Annotated in this window: 13 protein-coding genes and 1 tRNA gene; 6 read left to right on the forward strand and 8 right to left on the reverse strand. The window is 62.9% G+C overall.

What is annotated here, in order from left to right; all coding sequences use genetic code 11:
• Positions 1–296: 296 nt before the first annotated feature.
• Positions 297–887: a hypothetical protein gene (locus KBZ07_RS08260; RefSeq protein ID WP_254931162.1), complete on the reverse strand. Its 591-nt coding sequence runs from the start codon at positions 885–887 to the stop codon at positions 297–299.
• Between the two features lie 423 nt (positions 888–1310).
• Between KBZ07_RS08260 and rseP the strand changes: the two genes are divergently transcribed.
• From rseP to KBZ07_RS08275, 3 genes are all read left to right on the forward strand, one after another.
• Entirely contained in the window at positions 1311–2399 is a 1089-nt protein-coding gene (gene rseP, locus KBZ07_RS08265) for an RIP metalloprotease RseP (protein ID WP_254931163.1), read from the forward strand.
• Between the two features lie 56 nt (positions 2400–2455).
• A complete protein-coding gene (gene rpsN / locus KBZ07_RS08270; RefSeq protein ID WP_254931164.1) occupies positions 2456–2758 on the forward strand; it encodes a 30S ribosomal protein S14 in 303 nt (100 codons plus the stop codon).
• Between the two features lie 143 nt (positions 2759–2901).
• Positions 2902–5028 (forward strand): polyribonucleotide nucleotidyltransferase, encoded by a 2127-nt coding sequence (locus KBZ07_RS08275; protein WP_254931165.1) that lies wholly within the window; start codon positions 2902–2904, stop codon positions 5026–5028.
• 234 nt (positions 5029–5262) lie between these two features.
• On the opposite strand, the gene KBZ07_RS08280 is transcribed toward KBZ07_RS08275, so the two are convergent.
• Positions 5263–6198, reverse strand: a complete 936-nt coding sequence (locus KBZ07_RS08280) for a 3'(2'),5'-bisphosphate nucleotidase CysQ (RefSeq protein WP_254931166.1) — start codon at positions 6196–6198, stop codon at positions 5263–5265.
• Here KBZ07_RS08280 and rsmI point away from each other — a divergent pair.
• Positions 6197–7105, forward strand: a complete 909-nt coding sequence (gene rsmI / locus KBZ07_RS08285) for a 16S rRNA (cytidine(1402)-2'-O)-methyltransferase (protein ID WP_254931167.1) — start codon at positions 6197–6199, stop codon at positions 7103–7105. The genes KBZ07_RS08280 and rsmI overlap by 2 nt on opposite strands.
• Before the next feature lie 39 nt (positions 7106–7144).
• Positions 7145–7384: a hypothetical protein gene (locus KBZ07_RS08290; protein ID WP_106502124.1), complete on the forward strand. Its 240-nt coding sequence runs from the start codon at positions 7145–7147 to the stop codon at positions 7382–7384.
• A gap of 42 nt (positions 7385–7426) precedes the next feature.
• On the opposite strand, the gene KBZ07_RS08295 is transcribed toward KBZ07_RS08290, so the two are convergent.
• The gene (locus KBZ07_RS08295; protein ID WP_254931168.1) at positions 7427–8215 is read right to left on the reverse strand and encodes a hypothetical protein; all 789 of its coding nucleotides are present in this window, start codon (positions 8213–8215) and stop codon (positions 7427–7429) included.
• 50 nt (positions 8216–8265) lie between these two features.
• Positions 8266–8514 carry a hypothetical protein gene (locus KBZ07_RS08300; RefSeq protein WP_254931169.1) on the reverse strand — a complete coding sequence of 83 codons (249 nt, stop codon included), beginning with the start codon at positions 8512–8514 and terminating at the stop codon, positions 8266–8268.
• Between the two features lie 68 nt (positions 8515–8582).
• On the opposite strand from KBZ07_RS08300, the gene KBZ07_RS08305 reads away from it, so the two are divergent.
• Positions 8583–8656: transfer RNA gene (locus KBZ07_RS08305), tRNA-Arg, on the forward strand.
• A gap of 53 nt (positions 8657–8709) precedes the next feature.
• Here KBZ07_RS08305 and KBZ07_RS08310 read toward each other — a convergent pair.
• From KBZ07_RS08310 to KBZ07_RS08325, 4 genes are all read right to left on the reverse strand, one after another.
• The gene (locus tag KBZ07_RS08310) at positions 8710–9882 is read right to left on the reverse strand and encodes a Fic family protein (RefSeq protein ID WP_254931170.1); all 1173 of its coding nucleotides are present in this window, start codon (positions 9880–9882) and stop codon (positions 8710–8712) included.
• An 84-nt stretch (positions 9883–9966) separates the two neighbouring features.
• Positions 9967–11307, reverse strand: a complete 1341-nt coding sequence (locus KBZ07_RS08315; protein WP_254931171.1) for a DUF6880 family protein — start codon at positions 11305–11307, stop codon at positions 9967–9969.
• Positions 11262–11990, reverse strand: a complete 729-nt coding sequence (locus KBZ07_RS08320; protein WP_254931172.1) for a hypothetical protein — start codon at positions 11988–11990, stop codon at positions 11262–11264. The genes KBZ07_RS08315 and KBZ07_RS08320 overlap by 46 nt, the downstream gene beginning before the upstream one ends.
• Before the next feature lie 418 nt (positions 11991–12408).
• Positions 12409–12991: LysR family transcriptional regulator substrate-binding protein (locus tag KBZ07_RS08325; RefSeq protein WP_254931173.1), on the reverse strand; the 583-nt coding region annotated here is incomplete at its 5' end.

Here is a 12991-nt window from a genome sequence, read left to right on the forward strand (position 1 = left end):
CCGGCACCTCATGCTCCAAACCAGCTTGCTGCAGCAGGGGTCGATTCAAGGGATGGGCGAATCGATCCTTGAAGGCATGGCCACCGCCCTACGAAGCCCTTGTTGGTGATCTGAGCGGCGCCTACTCACGGCGCATCAACATTCAGCCCCGGCTGATATACCAGGTACTCGATAACGAGCGCAGGGAATACTCATCGAGCCTGCCAGGGTAGATAGGCATGGACGATTGACTGAGGGTTCAGCTAATCGCGCGTATCTAGGCCGCGTATCTAGGCACAGTGACGGAGCCGCCTCACCTACTTCGGGAACAAAAACTGAATCTGGGCCCGGATCGTGACATCACCGAAAAGATCAGGATTCACCACATTTGCATAAGCCTGCAGCGACGCATTGATCGGTTGCTTGCCGATGCGAAACAAGCGGCCCACACCGCCGCCCACAGGCAGAATCCACTGGTCGCCACTGGTCGCCCGCCAGTTGGCGGTGATGATCGGCGAGGTCACCAGATACCAGCCGTGGGGCAGGTTGAAGTTAATGAAGGGCTGCAGCAGGAAAGCACTCACCGAGCTGCGATCGCTTTTGCCCGCAAACGACCAGACGTTGTTCACCAGCGCCCCAGCCACCCAGGGGCCCTTGCTGTACACCGCCACCGCCGCCGGCCCCGCAGACCACTTACCCCGGCCCAGGCTGCTATCGCTAGCCGTTGGTAATACAAGCGTGGGGCCAAAACCAAAGGTCCAAGCGCCCCTGCCCTTGGGCACGAAGAAGAAGCTGGGGTTGAGATCGCCGATGCCATTTTGAATGCCCGTTGCCGTCGGCTGGCTCAGCACCGGCAGAATCGTGCGGGTCACCAAAGTGAGATTCGGGCTGAGCGAAAACGGCACCACTGGCTGAATATTCAGCAGGCTCTGGGTTTGGTCTTCATTGGGCCCAATGCCCGGAGTGAGGTTGTACTAAAACGGAACACTGACCAAATTCGAGATCGGGTTCTGGGCCTCAGTGGCCAGCGCCTCGGTTTGGGCTTCTTGCACTGCTTCTTGCACTGCTTCCTGCTCTGATGCGGCGGGCAGTTGCAGCAAGGTGGCGCAGATCAGGGCACTCAAATAGCGCGTCATATGGGTAAAAACAACTACTGCTGAGGCGGGATCTTAAGGGTCGAGCTGCTGCTGCCACGGCCCGGATTCGGCGGGGGAACACACGGCCGCAGCAACTGGACTTAGCCAAGACTTAGTTCAGCGTTTAAGCGTGCATGCCGCCCCCCTGGCCCCAAGCAAACCCAGCACAATGGATGCATAAATAGCGGGGCCTGGATGGGCGTTCTCACAGCACTGGCGATCCTGGCGGGGCTGATCGTGGTGCACGAGGCGGGGCATTTCTTTGCCGCCACCTTGCAGGGAATCCGCGTCAGCAGCTTTTCGATCGGCTTTGGGCCGGTGCTGATCGAGCGCCAGCGCCGCGGTGTGCAATTCGCCCTAAGGGCCATTCCCCTGGGCGGCTTCGTGGCCTTTCCCGATGACGATGAAGACAGCCCCATCCCCAAAAACGACCCCAACCTGCTGAGCAACCGGCCCCTAGCCCAGCGGGCCCTGGTGATCGCCGCCGGCGTGTTGGCCAACTTGGTGCTCGCCTATGCGGTGCTACTCGGCCAGGGCCTAGTGCTCGGCATACCCGCCGGTTTCAGCGCCAGCCCCGGCGTGCTGGTGAGTGGCGTGCAACCCGGCCTAGCCGCTGCTGCTGCCGGCCTCCAGCCGGGCGACCGCATCTTGAGCCTCAATGGCAGCGATCTGGGCGGCGGCCAAAGCGCCGTTGCCGCCTTGGTGGAGCGCATCAAGGCCGCCCCCGAGCAAACCCTGCGCCTCGAAGCCGAGCGCAACGGCCAAACCCTGCCTCTAGATCTCACCCCCGCCGATCTCGGCGGCGTTGGCCGCATCGGCGCCCAGCTGCAACCAAATGGCACCGAGGCCTTCCGCCCCGCCCGCACGCCCCTGGAGCCCTTCCGCCAGGCCAACCACGACTTCGCCGCTCTCACCAGCCGCACCGTGGAAGGGTTCGTGACCCTCGCCACCCACTTCGGCGAGACCGCCGGCCAAGTATCTGGCCCCGTAAAAATTGTGGAAATGGGGGCGTCGCTGGCCAAGCAGGGCGGCAGCAGCCTGTTCATCTTCACCGCCTTGATCTCAATCAACCTGGCGGTGCTCAATGCCCTGCCGCTACCCCTGCTCGATGGCGGTCAGTTCGTGTTTCTGCTGCTCGAGGGCCTGCGGGGTAAGCCCCTGCCCGAGCGCTTTCAGATGGCTTTCATGCAGTCGGGCTTTGTCTTCCTGGTGGGCTTGAGCGTGGTGCTGATCGTCAAGGACACCTCCCAGCTGCCGGTCGTGCAGCAGCTGCTTGGGCGCTGAGCCTCACCGCCGCAAGGTAAGATTGAAAGCACTTATCCGATCGCAGTTCAGGCCGCATGGCGAAGAAGTCGATGATTGCGCGCGATGTCAAGCGCAAGAAGATGGTTGAGCGTTTTGCCGCCAAGCGCTCTGCCCTCAAGGCAGCCTTCGACGCCGCTGCAGGTCCCATGGAGCGTCTGGAAATCCACCGTAAAATCCAGCTGCTGCCCCGCAACAGCGCTCCCAACCGCGTACGCAACCGCTGCTGGGCCACCGGCAAGCCCCGGGGCTACTACCGCGATTTCGGTCTGTGCCGCAACCAGCTGCGCGAGCGTGCCCACAAGGGTGAGCTGCCTGGAGTGGTCAAGTCTTCCTGGTAATCAGCCAAAGATTCCCAAGGCGCCTACGGGCGCTTTTTTTATGGCCAAGAAAGCCCATAAACGCGATAAAAAGCGAAGGATGCCCCAGTAGTAACTGCCTAAATGCGAGAATGGTCCCTGACAACAACAGGACATAAGCGCACGTGCAAGGACAAACTCAGTCGATCTCCTTCGATGGTCGGGAGATCCGGCTGACCACCGGTCGTTTCGCCCCCCAGGCTGGGGGCTCGGTGATGGTTGAGTGTGGTGATACCTCGGTTTTGGTCACCGCCACCCGCTCCGGCGGTCGCCCAGGCATCGATTTTCTGCCCCTAACCTGCGATTACGAAGAGCGTCTCTACGCCGCTGGGCGCATCCCTGGCAGCTTTTTCCGTCGCGAAGGCCGTCCCTCTGAGCGAGCGATTCTCACCTGCCGCCTGATCGATCGGCCGATCCGGCCCCTATTCCCCAGCTGGATGCGCGACGACATCCAGATCGTGGCCACCTGCCTCTCCCTCGATGAGCGCGTGCCACCCGATGTGCTCGCAGTCACCGGCGCCTCGATGGCAACCCTGCTGGCCGGCATTCCCTTCTATGGCCCCATGGCCACCGTGCGGGTGGGTCTGCTCGGCGACGACTTCGTGCTCAACCCGAGCTTCCGTGAAATCGAGCGCAGCGAGCTTGATCTGGTGGTAGCTGGCACGCCCCAGGGCGTGGTGATGGTGGAAGCCGGTGCCAACCAGCTGCCCGAGCAAGACGTGATCGAAGCGATCGACTTCGGCTACGAAGCGGTGTGCGAACTGATCAAGGCGCAGCAAAACCTGCTCAAGGAGCTCGGCATCGAGCAGGTGATCCCCGAACCTCAGGTCATCGACCCCACCCTGCCCAACTTCCTTGAAAAGGAATGTGCCGGTGGCATTGGTGAGGTGCTCAAGCAGTTCTCCCAAACCAAAACCGAACGCGACGAGAAGCTCGACGCCATCAAGGCCGAAGTGAGCCAGAAGATCTCCGCCCTAGCCGAAGACGACCCGATTCGCTCCGCTTCCAGCGGCAAGGCCCTGGGCAACAGCTACAAGGACCTGACCAAAAAGCTGATGCGCGCCCAGATCCTCCAGGAGGGCAAGCGTGTCGATGGCCGCAACCTTGATGAAGTGCGGCCGATCAGCGCCGCGGCCGGCGTACTGCCCAAGCGGGTGCACGGCTCAGCGTTGTTCCAGCGCGGCCTCACCCAGGTGCTCTCCTGCGCCACCCTCGGCACCCCGAGCGACTCCCAGGAAATGGACGACCTCAACCCGTCCACCGAGAAGCACTACCTCCACCACTACAACTTCCCCCCCTACTCCACCGGCGAAACCAAGCCGATGCGCTCCCCCGGCCGCCGCGAAATTGGCCACGGCGCCCTGGCTGAACGGGCGATTGTGCCCGTGCTGCCCAACAAGGAGTCCTTCCCCTACGTGCTGCGCGTGGTGTCGGAGTGCCTCAGCTCAAACGGCTCCACCTCGATGGGTTCGGTGTGCGGCAGCACCCTCGCCCTGATGGATGCGGGCGTGCCCCTTAAGGCACCAGTGAGCGGAGCCGCCATGGGCCTGATCAAGGAGGGCGAGGAGGTGCGCATCCTCACCGACATCCAAGGCATCGAAGATTTCCTTGGCGACATGGACTTCAAGGTGGCCGGCACCGAAAAGGGCATCACCGCCCTGCAGATGGACATGAAGATCACGGGTCTAGATATGAAAACCGTGGCTGAAGCCGTTAACCAGGCTCGCCCTGCCAGGCTGCACATCCTCGAGAAGATGCTCGAGGCGATCGACAAGCCCCGCGACACCATGTCGCCCCACGCCCCACGCCTGCTCAGCTTCCGCATTGATCCGGAACTGATCGGCACCGTGATCGGCCCCGGCGGCCGCACGATCAAGGGCATCACAGAGCGCACCAACACCAAGATCGACATCGAAGATGGCGGCATCGTCACGATTGCCAGCCACGATGGCGCTGCCGCCGAAGAGGCCCAGCGCATCATCGAAGGCCTCACCCGTCGCATCAGCGAAGGCGAGGTATTCAGCGGTGCCGTAACCCGCGTGATCCCGATCGGTGCCTTCGTGGAGATCCTGCCCGGCAAGGAAGGGATGATTCACATCTCCCAACTCTCCGAAGCCCGAGTAGAGAAGGTGGAAGATGTGGTGAATGTGGGTGATCAGGTAACCGTGCGCGTACGCGAAATCGACAACCGCGGCCGCATCAACCTCACCCTGCGCGGTGTGCCCCAAAGCGAAGCCCCTGCACCGGAGTGATTGAAAGGGAGGGCGGCTAACTAGCCCTTTCTAAATTTGGCCTCGAGCACTTAGAGCCGGCCCTGCAAGGCCGGCTTTTTTGTTGGAAACCAGCGCATGAATGAGCTCGCCTTAGCGCCAACTAAAAACTGAAGACCAGGGAGGGTCAAACAACATTTTTCGAGGCGGGCGTAGTCCTAGCTAAGTCCACCAGCAAAAAACGACCACTCCCCTCCAGCAATCACCCTCTGGCCCTCAAACAACAAAACCAGGATCAATCACAGCCATCGCAGCCGCCGCCTCTTCGCACAATTCGGCGTGGGCTAGGCCGTGGCTGGCGATTAGACAGCCGGCCTGGCGTACGTCACCGCTGTTGTAGGCCAGGGCGCGGCCATCGGCATGGCTGAAAGCGCCACCGGCGGCGCGCAACACCGCCTCAGGAGCAGCCATATCCCAATCCTTCGGGGCGCTCTTGCCCGACAGGGAGATATAGAGATCCGTCTCGCCGCGCAGGATCGTGGCCACCTTGCCGCCCACGCTGCCGATCGCCTTGGTGTCGCCCAGGGCCAGGGCCGCAAGCAGCTGCTCGAGCCGCTGGTCGCGGTGGTTGCGGCTGGCTACCAGCACCAGCTCCCCCAGGGCGCGGCGGCCGCTGAAGCGCACGGGCGAGCGCACACCAGCGCGGTTTTCGCACCAGGCCTCTCCTGCCGAGCCCGCCAACCCCGGCATCACGCCCAGCCACAGCTCCTCCAGCTCCGGCAGCAGCACCACCCCCAGCACCGGCTCGCCGCCGTGCACCAGGGCCAGATGCACCGCATATTCGCCCGTGCCCTGCAGAAAGTCTTTAGTGCCATCGAGGGGATCGAGGATCCACAGCCACTCCGCCTCCAGGGGCTCGCCTTCAGTGAGCTGCTCCTTGGCGGTTTCCTCGCTCAGCACGGTCCACGCGGCCATGGGGAAGGCTGCGGCCAGGCCCTCCAGCAACCACTGGTTCACCGCCAGATCCGCCGCACTCACCGGACCCTCGCCGCCCTCATCCACGCTCAACGCCGGCGGGAAGCCATAGGGGGGCTGCTCGACGCGGCCGTAGGCCAGCAGGATGTCTGCCGCGCCCCAGCTAAGCCGCCGCAGCTCCACAAGCAAGCCTTCGAGCGCAATGCCTGAGGGCAGGGGGAGGGCAGCCGGCATCATGGGTGGGCAGGGCTCAGCATTTTGCAGGAGCCCACCCCAAGCCGTGCAAGCCCCCGAACCCGCCCCCGGCGTGCTCTACCTGGTGGGCACCCCCATCGGCAACCTGGCCGACCTCTCACCCCGCGCCCGCCAGGTGCTCGCCGGCGTGCAGCGCATCGCCTGCGAAGACACCCGCCGCAGCGGCCTGCTGCTGCATCAACTCGGCCTACGCCATAAGGAGCAGGGGCCGCGGCTGGTGAGCTTCCACGCCCACAACCAAACCGCCCGCATCCCCGAACTACTCGCGGCCCTCGCCGCCGGCGAAGCCCTGGCCGTGATCAGTGACGCCGGGCTGCCGGGCATCTCCGATCCTGGCGAGGTGCTGGTGGCGGCCGCCCGCACGGCTGGGCACAACGTGATCTGCATCCCCGGCCCCAGCGCCGTCACCACCGCGCTGGTGAGCAGTGGCCTGCCGTGCGGCCGCTTCTGCTTTGAGGGCTTCCTGCCGCCCAAGACCAACCAGCGCCGTCAGCGACTGCAGGAATTGCAAGCTGAGCAGCGCACCATGGTGCTGTTTGAAGCCCCGCACCGGCTGCTCGATCTGCTCGACGATCTGCTGGCGGTGCTGGGTGATCGGCCCCTGCGCGTCGCCCGCGAACTCACCAAAAAGCACGAAGAGCAGGTGGGCCCCAGCGTGAGCGCAGCCATCGAACACTTCCGCCGCACGCCGCCCCAGGGGGAATGCACCCTGGTGTTGGCAGGCGCCCTGCCGCCAGAGCCCCTGGCCTGGGATAGCGCTGCCCTCAGCGCCGAGCTCCAGGAGCTGCAGCGGGCCGGCCACAGCAGCAACGCCGCCGCCAAGCTGCTGGCCGAGCGCACCGGCCACAGCAAGCGGGAGCTTTACGCCCTGCTGCACCAGGAGTCCTGACCGGGCAGACTGCCGCCAGAGAGTTCTCCTGTTGCCCTGATGGTCTTGCGCCTGCGCCTGCTTGCATCCAGCCTGCTGGGCGGTGGCTTGCTGCTCGCGATTCTCTGCCTGGGTGCTCAAAACCTCGACCAGCGCCCCAGCCTCAACTTGGGCTTTGCCCGCAGCACCCCTCTGCCAGCCGGTTTTCTGGTGGGAATTGCTCTAGTAATTGGCGTACTCAGTGGCGGCTGCAGCGCCGCCCTGCTCGCCCCCCGCAACGAGCAACTGCCCGGTGATTAACTGCCTGGCAATTAACTGACTGTCAATTAACTGCCTGGCCGATTAACTGCCTGGCAAAGAGTAGAGGCTGCCCTCCATCACAACCCGGCTGATGCCCTGGGCGATCAAGTAGGGCGCCGTGCGCTCCAGGATGCGAGTGTCTGGCACCTTGATCACCCGCTGGGTGCGGCCGCAGTGGCGTTTGGCCTGGCGGGGATTAGCAAACACCATCAGGGCCTGCCGCTCCTCTTCGCCATCGGGTAACTGGCCAAGTTCGGGGAAGTCCTTGAGCGGCTTGGCTTGGAGCTCCACTGTTTTGTCCACCAGCATGTAGACGCTGGCTGGAAGGGGCGCATCTGCGAGCGGCTGGCATTGGGCCAGCTCACCAACGTGATCCACCAGCAACAGCGGCACGGCCACAAACTGGTCGGCTAGGTCGTCGTCAGCGAAGTCGAGTTCATTGGCGTCATCGCCAAAATCATCGGCGTCATCGATTGCCAGCACCGCATGGTCTTCGTCGTCGCCGGCCGGCTCTGGCAGCTCAGGCTCTGCCAGCTCAAGCGCAGGGGGTTCAGGCTCCAAGAGTTCAGGCTCTGATGGAGCTAGTTCTGGAGCGGCTTGTTCTGGAGCAGCTGGTTCTAGAGCAGGTTGTTCTTGTGAAACTTTGAGCGGCCGAATGCGTTGCTGCTTGAGCTGCTCGTATTCAGCTGGATCTAGACCAGCCTTCACCACGCGGCTCACCGTGTTGGTGCTGCAGCCATAGGCCTCTGCCAGTTCGGCGCTGACTTCACCAGCGCGGTAGCGAGCCACGATCTCGATCTTCTGGCTGTCAGTGAGCCGGGTGGCAGCCATGGGGCGAGAGTTGCGCAGCAGACCAGTGTAGGCCTAAAGAGCCAGCAGGTTTAGGGGGTTGGTGGCTTGACGTTCGGGCAGCTGGCACCGTTGAACCTCGAGGCGATGCGCGCTGAGCCCTCTTGATAGATCTTCTGGGCTTTTTGGGTATCACCCGCAGCCTGGGCGGCACTGAGCTTGCCGGCAAATATGCCGCAGGCCTCATCCAAGCTCACAGCCTGGGCGCCCAAGGGAGCCGCCAGGGCCAGCAGGCCAGCAGCAGAAAAAAGCAGGGCGAGCCGCATTTCAAAAAAGATCACTACAACTACTTTGGCGCCAGGGCAGCAGTTGTGTGGCCCCCACCTGCTGAGCGATCATGGCAACGGCTGCTCCCTTAGCTCAGCCGGATAGAGCAGCTGCCTTCTAAGCAGCCGGTCGTTGGTTCGAATCCAACAGGGGGCGCTTTCCAAATCAACTGCACGGACGCGGTTGGCCGATGCGATGGAGCAGAAAGCTCAGAGCGGCTCAGTTCCCTCGCTGAGGATCGCCAGGTAGGCGTCGTAGGCGAACAGACGATTGCGCTGGCCGCCGGTGATTTCCCGGGCGATGCCGAGTTCCACCAGGATCTCGAGGGCCTTGCCGGCAGTGGGGAAACTCAGTCCGCTCAGCTCCTTGAGCTTCTTGGTGCTGGTGAGCGGCCGCCGGCGCAAAGCGGCATAGCCCAAGCGCACGCTGGGGCCTGATCGGCCCAGTTCTTCCAGCAGCGCTTCATCCGTATGAAACAGGGCCAGCAGCCGCTGAGCAGTAGCCACCGCGGCTGAGGCCGTGCTCTCCACACCCTCCAGAAAGAACCCGAGCCAGGCCTCCCAATCGCCCTGCTGGCGCACGCCATCGAGCAGCTCGTAGTAGCGGCGGCGGTGCTGCTTGAAGAACAAGCTCAGGTAGAGCAGCGGCTGCTGGAGCACGCCAGCATCGATCAGCATCATCACAATCAGCAGCCGGCCCAGGCGGCCGTTGCCATCGAGAAACGGGTGGATCGTCTCGAACTGCACGTGGGCCAGGGCGGCACGTACCAGCACTGGCAGAGAGTGCTCACCGTGGTGGCCGCCATGGATGAACTGCTCCAGCAACCCCATGCAGTCCTCTACTAGCCACGGCGGAGGCGGCACGAAGCGGGCATTGCCTGGGCGGGTGCCACCGATCCAGTTCTGGCTGCGGCGGAACACCCCCGGCAGGCGATCGGCGCCGCGTCCACGGCTCAGCAGCCGGCCGTGGATCTCGCGCAGCAGGCGACAGGAGAGCGGGAACCCCTCCGCCAGCCTGGTCAGGCCATGCTCCAGCCCGGCCACATAGCTGGAGACCTCCACCACATCGTCAAAGGGAACGCCGGGTGCTTCCTGCAGCTCGAACAGCAGCAGATCAGAAAGCGACGACTGGGTGCCCTCGATCTGGGAGGAGAGCAGGGCCTCGCGGCGCACGTAGGCGTAGAGGAACAGCTCGGGGTTGGGCAGCAGGGTGGAGACGCCATCAAGGCGGCCGCAGGCCAGCAGCGCCCGCTCATGTAGCGCCTGCAGTGGACCCGCAAGCAACACCGGGGGTTCTGGCGGCAGCGGATCGGGCACAAAAGCCCGCACCGTTTCCCCGGCGGTGGCGCTGTCCTCGTAGTGGCCGGTGGCCTCGCGCCGCATTACCCCCCAGCAACCTTGAATACGCAGCCAGCTTATTCAAAGAAACGACTTTTCCTGTGAATAAGGGGCCAGCCTGCCAGAGCCTCAGCGCTCCACCAGAGACCAGAAGCTCCAGCGGCCGCCAAAGACCTCCCGAATGCGACCCACGAAGCTCTCGTGGCGCTCCACGCCCTGCCAGTCGTCGATGCGCGCGGCCAGCAGCTCGCAGCTGCCCAGGTGCTCGGCGGCGTGCCGGTAGCGCTTGGTGCGGCCCGTCGACAGGGCAAAAACCAACATCGCCCGCAGCAGCACCGTGGCGGCCAGCGGCTGCTCAGCGCTAAGCCGCTCAGCCGCTGGGGCAAGGATTTCGTAGGCCTCACCATCCCAGTCGGGGCCATGGGCGAGCACTAGGCGCCCAGCCCGCGCCACTGCGGGCCAGCGCACGAGGAACTCGAGGGCCAGCAGCCGCATGGGATGGTCCTCTGCCACCGCAAAAGCCCGCTCCTCCGCCTCTACGTCCTCGAAGGCAGCAAGCCGTTTGAGGTGTTGGCGCAAATGGCAAGCCGAGAGGGTTTTGGTAAAACAAGCCCAACGCAACTGCTGGGCCTCGTCGTTGCGGCCCAGGGCCTCAAGCACGGCGATGCGGGTGTCGTGCCACTCGGGGGAATGCCAGGTAGCAGCAGCACTGGCGGCGCCATCCAGCACGGCCAGGGCCTGCTGGCTGCGGCCCGCCTGCAGCAAATGGCCTGCCACATCCGCGGCGGTAGGGGGCCAGGCCAATTGCTTGGCATCAAACTGGGCCACATAGCCATCCACATCACCCAGGCATTCAGCGATCTGCAGCAGGGCTGGGTGACCAGCGCAGGCACCCCGGTCGCGGCAGCCTTGCTCGAGAAGTCGCAGGCCCGGATCGCCAAGGGCATCGGCCACCGCCGGGATCAAGTCGTCAAATTGGCCGTAGCCGTTTTCAAATACCAGCTCCAGCAGCTGCTCAGCCAGCGCTTCGGCGGGCATGGCGGCCGCGCTGGCCAGCGGCCCGAGGTCAAGCACGGCCCTCTGGAACAGGCCAATCACGATGCCCGTGCTGTCGGAGCAGCGATCGAGCACACCATCTGCCAGCTCGAGAAAACGCAGCAGCAACTCCAGAGCCAGCGGCGGATCCACTGCCGCCACCGGTCCAGCGATTGCCTGGCGCTGGGCCTCCAGATCAACCACCAAGGCTTTGCGCTTGCGCGAATCGACATAGGTAGTGGCACGGGCCAGGGCTGCCAAGCGCTTGCGCACCTCCTGGGCCGCTCCCCCGGCACCCTCAGCCGCAGCTAGCGCCAGCCGCAAACGGCGCTGCATCACCGCACTACCAGCGCTCACCTCAATCAGCAATTCGGCGAGGACGGCCGCGCCTAGGCCTTCGAGGTTTTTGGCATTGAGGGTGCGCTTGGCAGCCATTGCTCCTTATAGGGCTGGTCGCTTGGGGCAGCACTTGGGTGCTCGAACCCGTCTAACACCACCAAGCCTGGAGCGGCGCCGGCGAGGCTCTCCAAACGCAAACGAAGTTCCGCCAGCAACTGCAGCGTTTGGGGCGCACGCACGTATTGCCTTGGCACCAGGAGGGCATCGCCAACCTCTAAAGGCAGCTCTAGGGGCAGCACCCTGCAGGAATCGTCTCTAAGAAGCAAGGAGAGGGGAGTGGCGAAACCAACAATGAGATCTTCAGAATTAACCTGCTGAGATTGCGAAGAATTCCGAATCGGTTTAGGGGTGGTGCCGCCATTCCACAACCCACAAGCTTCCAGAACAGCCTGAAATTTAGGAAAGGCGCCATCAGGCATGGGCATACAGGGATAGGCAGCCACATCAGCAAACGTCACCTGCTCACCAAGCTCCAGCAACGGGTGAGATTGATCGACCAGCAGCCAAATCGGCATTCGGCTCAAGCCAATGCAGGCAATGGTGGGGTCAGTGGCAGCTGGCACATCGGGGTAGGAAGCGATCCAGACGTCGATCACCCCTTCCCTCAGCAGCTGCAGCGGCTTTTCGTATTCATGAAAGTGAAAACATCCAGCAATCCAACCTGCTGGAGCCGGCTCACAGAGCAAGGGGCCCGACCAGTGCTGCGCCTCCAGACGCAAAGGCCCTCCATTGGCCCACCGCACCGCCTGGTGAACGCGGCGCTCAAGATTTAGGAGTGTCGTATCACCATCGAGGTGCCACTCGGAGCCTCGCCTGGCCAGGGAGAGGCCAAAAACATCGGCGCACCTGCGACTCAAGCGACTCACACTGGACTGACCGATCTGAAGCCTGGCCTCAACCTGATGGCCAGTGCGCAGCCAAATCAGACCGTCTAAGGCAGCTAGCCAATCAAGCTCAACCACCCCCGCCCCAGCAAACCGGGATAAATTTAACGCAAAAAAGCAAAAACACCAAGTGGGGGATAGCAAATCACGCAGAGTTCTGCAGTTTTTGCATAATTAATCATTTGCGGCCTCACTGTGCAGCCGGCAACAACTCAGCACGTCAGCAATTGCGCCAGCCACGAAAACAGAAAAACTAGTAATTGTTGAGCAGCTGAATACCGCCGTGTCGCTCAGCTATGCCAGCGAGACGGGAAAGCAGCAAAGCCTGTAAGGAAAGCAAACGAGGATGATCAATAAAATCCCGGCGACATACAAGCACCTCCCCAGAGGCAAATGGCAACTCCAGGGGCAGCTTGACTAAATCACCCCCAGAAACTTCCATACTGAGCGAAGTGGCATAGCCGATAGTGAGCTCCGCCTCCGTTTTGCCCTCCCAATTTTCGCGCTTATAGCGAAACATTCGCACATGATCGTTCCAGAAGCCGAGCTTCTTTAAGCAAGCCTCAACCCTGGGATAGGAGCCTGGCTGCAGACCAAGGGTTGGATATTGGGCAATATCATCAAAAGACAGCTGGGCTTGATTAATCAAAGGATGACCCGGCCTAACAACAAAAAATATAGGCATCTTCGACAGGGTAATCGAGGTCAGCTCGGGGTCATCGGCAGGGGGGTAATCAGGTAAGCCGGTGAGGCAGACATCAACAATCCTCTCCCTAACTAGCTGAAAATTACGCGGCACTCCAACAATATTGGCAAGGCCAAGAATCCAATTGTCT

Source organism: Cyanobium sp. BA20m-14, assembly GCF_024346295.1.